The following is a 5,997-nucleotide window of genomic DNA, read 5'->3' as shown; positions in this document are numbered from 1 at the left end:
GCTGGCTGGCCGCCGCCGGCGTGAATCCCGCGAAAGCCACTGGTTTTTCTGCTGCTGGCGCAGCGCCACGCCCTTGCGCCTGGGCGGCGCGCAGCGCCTGCACCGCGGGGTCGGGCTGTTCCCTGAGTTCGGCCAGCACCGACATGACAGCGGCGACGATGCCCATGTAGCCGGTGCAGCGGCACAGATTGCCGGACAGCTCCACCCGCACCCGGCTCTCATCCGCATCCGGCAAGCGCAGCACGATATCGCGCGAGGTCGCCAGCATGCCTGGGGTGCAATAGCCGCATTGCAAGGCGTGGTGCTTTGTAAAGGCGGCGCGCAGCCGCTGCATCACCGGATCGGCGTCGTAGCCTTCGATGGTGGTCACCTGCCGGCCTTCGCAGGCCACGGCGAACGAGATACAGGAACGCACTGGCGCCCCATCCACCAACACCGTGCAGGCGCCGCAGACGCCATGTTCGCAACCGAGATGGGTGCCGGTCAGGCGCGCCTGATCCCGCAGGAAATCCCCCAGATGCATGCGCGCGGGCGCCTCGTGCGATACGCGCTTGCCATTTACTTCCAATGTCACCTGAACCATGGTCATTCCTGTCAACCCAGAGCCTGCGCCAGGCAGCGCGTCACCGCGGTCCCGTGCAGCTTGCGATGGTGTTCGTCCTTGTCCTGCATGACGCCGGCCAGCTCGCTGGCGAGCAGCGTCTCGTCCAGGCCCGCCAAGCCCTGCTGCGCGATACGCGCGGCCAGTTGGGGCAGCAGCCTGGGCGCGCCGTCCAAAGCCCCCACCGCGATGCGCGCCGTCTTTGAAGACGGATCGAACCACGCGGCGCAACTGGCCTCGGCGAACTCGCCGGTCTTGCGGCAGAACTTGTAATAGCCCCAGCGCGCCTGCGGCCCGGCCTCCTGTATGTGCACGGCGGCGATCAGTTCGTCTTCGCGCAGTCCGGTGGTGTAGGCGCCCTGCATGTAGTCTTCCGCCGGCAGCATGCGCACGCCGTCCGGCCCCGCGATCTCCAGCGTCGCGCCCAGGCCTACCACGGTCAGCACCCAGTCGGCCGCCGGATCGGCATGCGCCAGGCTGCCGCCCAGCGTGCCGCGGTTGCGGATGGCGCGATAGGCGATGCCAGGGGCCACTTGCTGCAAGGGTGTTCCGCGCAGCAGTTCGTGCACGCCGTCCTCGATCTCGGCATGGGTCACGGCCGCGCCCACGCGCAGCTTGCCGTCCTTGCGCGAGACCGTGCGCAACTCGGACAGGCCGGAAATGTCGATGACGACCGGCGGACGCGCCAGGCGCAGGTTCAGCATCGGCCCCAGCGATTGGCCGCCGGCCATGAGCTTGGCGCGGCCTTCGTGCCCGCGCAGCGCCAGCAAGGCGTCCTGCAGCGTGTCCGGGCGGGTGTATTCGAATGCAGCCGCCTTCATGCCGTCACCTCCGCGGCAACGGTTGCGGTCTTGCGGCTGCCTTCCGCGATGGCGGCCAGCACCCGGGTCGGCGACAGCGGCGTGCGCAGCAGTTCGGCCGCGCCCAGCGGACGCAAGGCGTCGTTGACCGCGTTGAACAGCACCGCCGGCGGCGCGATGGCGCCGCCCTCGCCCATGCCCTTGGCGCCGAATTCCGTATGCGGCGATGGCGTCTCGAAGTGATGCAAGCGCATGTTCGGGACCTCGGTGGCGCCGGGCAGCATGTAGTCCGCCAGCGTCGACGCCAGCGGCTGGCCGTTGTCGTCGTAAGGCGTTTCCTCGTAGAAGGCGGTGCCTATGCCCTGGGCCACGCCGCCTATGGTCTGGCCTTCGACCACCATGGGGTTGATCATGGTCCCGCAGTCCTCCACCACCACATAATCCAGGATCTCCACGCCGCCGGTGCCCGGGTCCACCGCCACCACCGCCGCATGCGTGGCATAGGTGAAACAGCCGGTGTCGACCTTGGGCTTGTAGCCCACGGTGACTTCCAGGCCGCTGGGGTCCACGTCCGGCGGCAACAATTGCGGCCGCAAATACCAGGCGTCGGCCACGTCCTTGACCGATACCGACTTGCCGCCGGCTTCCAGGCGGTCGCCGTTCCAGGCCACGTTAGCCGGATCGGCCTGCAACAGATGCGCGCCGATATGCGTGAGCCGCGGCAGCAGGCGCTTGCAGGCCTGCGACACCGCGCCGCCAGACATCACCAGCGAACGCGAGGCGTAGGTGCCGGTGGAGAACGGCGTCTGCCCGGTGTCGCCGTGCAGCAGCTTGATGCTGGCCACGTCCACGCCCAGGATCTCGTTGGCGATCTGGGCGAACGTGGTTTCCATGCCTTGTCCGTGCGAATGCACGCCGACCCGCAACTCCAGCCCGCCGTCCGGCGTGACCCGCGCGGTGGCTTGGTCGAAGCCCGGAATCACGGGCGTGCCCCAGGCCGCGAACACCGAAGTGCCGTGCGCCGCCTGCTCGGTATATGTCGCCAGGCCCACGCCGATGAGGCGGCCGTCGGCTTCCCCCTGGCGCTGGCGCTCGCGGATGGCATCCACGCCTATCATGTCCATGGCCTGCTGCAGGCTGGCCGGATAATCGCCGCTGTCCAGGTGCTTGCCGGTGACGTTGACGTAGGGCATCTGCTCGCCCTGCACCAGGTTTTCGTGGCGGATTTCCCAGGGTTCGCGCCCGACCTCGCGAGCGATCGCGTCCATGGTCAGTTCGATGGCGAAGCAGACGCCGGTGCGCGCCACGCCGCGATAGGGCACGAAACCCGGCTTGTTGGTGGCCACCGCCCGCGTCACGCAGCGATAGCCCTTGAATGCGTAGGGCCCCGGCAAGTTGCCGATGGCCTGGCCAGGTTCCAGGCCGATGGTGAACGGCCAGACCGAATAGGCCCCGCCGTCGATGGTGATCTTGGCGTCCAGCGCCAACAGCTTGCCGCGGCGGTCGGCGTAGGCCACCATTTCATAATGGTGCTCGCGCGAATTGGCGCCCGCGGTCAGATGTTCACGGCGGTCTTCGATGAAGCGGAACGGCTTCTTGAAGGTCTTCGCCAGCCAGGCCACGCACAGTTCTTCCTGCTGCAGCACGCACTTGTAGCCGAAAGCGCCGCCCACGTCCGGCGACACCACCCGCACCCGGCCCTGCTCCAGGTCCAGGCACTGGGCCAGCACGCTGCGGATCATGTGCGGCACCTGGGTCGCGCTGACCACCACCAGTTGGTCGGCCTGGTGGTCCCAGTAGGCCAGCACAGCCTTGCCCTCCATCGGCACCATGCATTGCCGCGACAGATCGATCTTGCGGCGCACGACCACATCCGCCTGCGCCGCCAGTTCATCGAACTGCTTGTCGACATTGAGCGTGACGAAGACGTTGTCGCGCCATTGCTCGTGCACGAAATCGCCCTGGGCGGCCTGGGCGCTGACGACGTCCGCATACACGGGCAGGTCGTCGTAGTCGACCTCGATCAGTTCGGCGTAGTCTTCGGCCTCGGCCCGGGTCGGCGCGAACACCATGGCGATAGGCTCGCCCACGAAGCGCACCTTGCCCGAGGCCAGCGGCGGCTGGGCCGAAACCTGGTAGCTGGGCAGAGTGGAATCCGCCACGATGTCGCGCGCGTCGGCCATGGCCTGGCGCACAAACGCCTTGTCCGCGATCTGCTCGGCCACGCGCACCGAGGCGATGCGTGCGTGCGCCAGCGGACTGCGCAGGAAGGCCACCTCGCACAGGCCGGGCATGGCCATGTCGGCCACGAAATTGCCCTTGCCGTGCAGATGGCGCGCATCTTCCTTGCGCGGCACCCGCGCGCCCACTCCCTGCGGCTTGCCTGGCCGGCCGTGCGTATCGGCGTTTGCTGTCGTCATGACTACCCTTTGTCTCCTGCTTGCTTATTACTTGGCCTGGGCCTTCGCCACGGCGGCGAAGGTGTAGTTGTCCAACGGGCTCTCGGCCACCCGGAACCAGCCCGCCTGCTCGGCCTGGAATTTCTTCCAATCGGGGAAGATGGCGGCGAAGTCGGGGTTCTTGGCCGAGAGTTCGGTCCATAGTTCCTGCGAGGCGTTGTACGCCGCGTCCATCACTTCCTTGGGGAAGAAACTGACCTTGGCGCCGCCGGCGATCAGTTTGCGCAGCGCCAGCGGATTGCGAGCATCGTAGTGGGCCAGCATACGCATGGTCTGTTCGCCCGCCGCCGCCTCGAACGCGGCTTGATAGGCCGGGGGCAAGGCCTCCCAGGCCTTGTCGTGCACCATGCTGGTAATGGAGGCGCTGCCTTCGAACCAGCCCGGCGAGTAGTAATACGGCGCCACCTTGTTGAAGCCCAACTTCTCGTCGTCGTAGGGGCCGATCCATTCGGCCGCGTCGATGGTGCCCTTTTCCAGCGCCGGATAGATGTCGCCCGGCGGAATCTGCTGCGGCACCGCGCCCAGCTTGGACAGCACCATGCCGCCGATGCCGCCGATCCGCATGTTCAAGCCCTTCAAGTCGGCGACCGACTTGATCTCCTTGCGGTACCAGCCGCCCATCTGCACGCCGACGTTGCCACAGACGTGGTTGACGATGTTGTACTTCTTATAGAGCGCGCGCAGCATCGCCAGACCACCGCCGTAGTGGATCCAGGCGTTGTGCTGGCGGGCGCTCAGGCCGAAGGACAGGCCGGTATCGAAGGTCAACGCCGTGTTCTTGCCGATGTAGGCCGTGCTCAGCACGTGGTTGCATTCCACCGTGCCGTTGCTGACCGCGTCCATGTTCTGCGCGGCCGGCACCAGTTCGCCGCCGGGAAAGGCGCGGATCTCGAACTTGCCTTCAGTCAGTTGCGCCACCCGCTTGCAGAGGTCTTCGGCCGAGCCGTAAATGGTGTCCAGGCTCTTGGGCCAACTGGTGGACATGCGCCAGCGCACCGACGGCGCGGATTGCGCGATGGCAGGCATGCCGACAGTGGCGAGGCCCGCGCCGGCTGCGCCGGCGGCTTGTGCGAGGAAACGGCGTCGTTGCATTCATTGCTCCCGATCTGGTTCGATTGAGTCCCCTTGGACCCGCCTCAACTCATGCCAACGCCACTCGCGTACATCCGAAAAAAACGTTAGCACACTGAATTGTTGATCAGCATACTGACAGTAATTTTGAGTGTCAACAAGGTAAATCCCCACTGCTGACACCCGCGGAATGCCTCGCTTTTCCCCGTTCCAGGCGGCATTTTCCACGAGAGTCGCGTGCTGTTTGTGGGTACTCCTTACATATAGTGGACACTCGCGGACCTGGGCCGAATCAGGCGTGCATAATAGGCCCGCGCCGCAGCCCTTTCCCCCGCCTCATGTCGGGGAAATCCCTAGCTCCTGACTTGTTTTTTTAGGCAGTACACTGACGACAATTACTCAGCATACTGACGAGCGAGTTGATATGAACTGGATCCGCATTGCCTCTACCGACCAACTGACCGACGACGACGAGGTGATCCCCGTCGCAGCCGGCGAAAAGCAGCTTGCGCTGTATCGCAGCGAAGGCGAGTTCTACGCCTCCGACAACGTCTGTACGCATGCCTACGCGCTGCTGTCCGACGGCTATCTGGAAGACGGCTGCATCGAATGCCCGCTGCACCAGGCCAGGTTCGACATCCGCACGGGCCAGGCCATGTGCGCGCCCGCCACCAGCGGCATCCGCGTCTATCCGGTCAAGGTCGAAGGCCAGGATATCTACGCCAACCTGCAGGGCTGACCATGGCTGACGCGGATCCTATCCTCATCATCGGCGCCGGCCAGACCGGCGCGGTGGCGGCCGCCACGCTGCGCGACCTGGGCCACGCAGGCCCCATCACGCTGATCGGCCAGGAAGCCCACGCACCTTACGAGCGCCCGCCGCTGTCCAAGGCCGCGCTGCAAGCGGCCGACGCGCACGGCCAGACGGCGGTGCATGCCGGCGACTTCTACGAACGGCAGCGCATCACGCTGCTAACGGGCACCGAAGCACAAGCCATCGACGCTGCCAGCCGCCAGGTCCGGCTGGCCGATGGCAGCGCCCTCCCCTACAGCCGCTGCCTGCTCG

6 protein-coding genes are annotated in these 5,997 nt (G+C 66.4%); 2 read left to right on the top strand and 4 right to left on the bottom strand.

The window, feature by feature from the left end; genetic code table 11:
• The 4 genes from WBB14_RS21470 to WBB14_RS21455 all read right to left on the bottom strand — a co-directional run.
• Positions 1-589: (2Fe-2S)-binding protein (locus WBB14_RS21470; RefSeq protein ID WP_424241620.1), on the bottom strand; the 589-nt coding region annotated here is incomplete at its 3' end.
• 5 nt (positions 590-594) lie between these two features.
• On the bottom strand, positions 595-1,422 hold the full coding sequence (locus WBB14_RS21465) for an FAD binding domain-containing protein (RefSeq protein ID WP_424241619.1): 828 nt from the start codon (positions 1,420-1,422) through the stop codon (positions 595-597).
• Entirely contained in the window at positions 1,419-3,821 is a 2,403-nt protein-coding gene (locus WBB14_RS21460) for a xanthine dehydrogenase family protein molybdopterin-binding subunit (RefSeq protein ID WP_424241618.1), read from the bottom strand. The genes WBB14_RS21465 and WBB14_RS21460 overlap by 4 nt, the downstream gene beginning before the upstream one ends.
• 27 nt (positions 3,822-3,848) lie before the next feature.
• Positions 3,849-4,952 carry a TRAP transporter substrate-binding protein gene (locus tag WBB14_RS21455; RefSeq protein WP_013393113.1) on the bottom strand — a complete coding sequence of 368 codons (1,104 nt, stop codon included), beginning with the start codon at positions 4,950-4,952 and terminating at the stop codon, positions 3,849-3,851.
• A 403-nt stretch (positions 4,953-5,355) separates the two neighbouring features.
• Between WBB14_RS21455 and WBB14_RS21450 the strand changes: the two genes are divergently transcribed.
• Together WBB14_RS21450 and WBB14_RS21445 are read left to right on the top strand one after the other, a co-directional pair.
• Entirely contained in the window at positions 5,356-5,670 is a 315-nt protein-coding gene (locus WBB14_RS21450; protein WP_013393112.1) for a non-heme iron oxygenase ferredoxin subunit, read from the top strand.
• A 2-nt stretch (positions 5,671-5,672) separates the two neighbouring features.
• A partial coding sequence (locus WBB14_RS21445) for an FAD-dependent oxidoreductase (protein WP_424241617.1) occupies positions 5,673-5,997 on the top strand: 325 nt, incomplete at its 3' end.

Source organism: Achromobacter sp., from assembly GCF_049647645.1.
In the GTDB taxonomy this organism is placed as follows: domain Bacteria; phylum Pseudomonadota; class Gammaproteobacteria; order Burkholderiales; family Burkholderiaceae_B; genus Achromobacter.
This window is presented reverse-complemented; position numbering and strand designations above follow the sequence as displayed.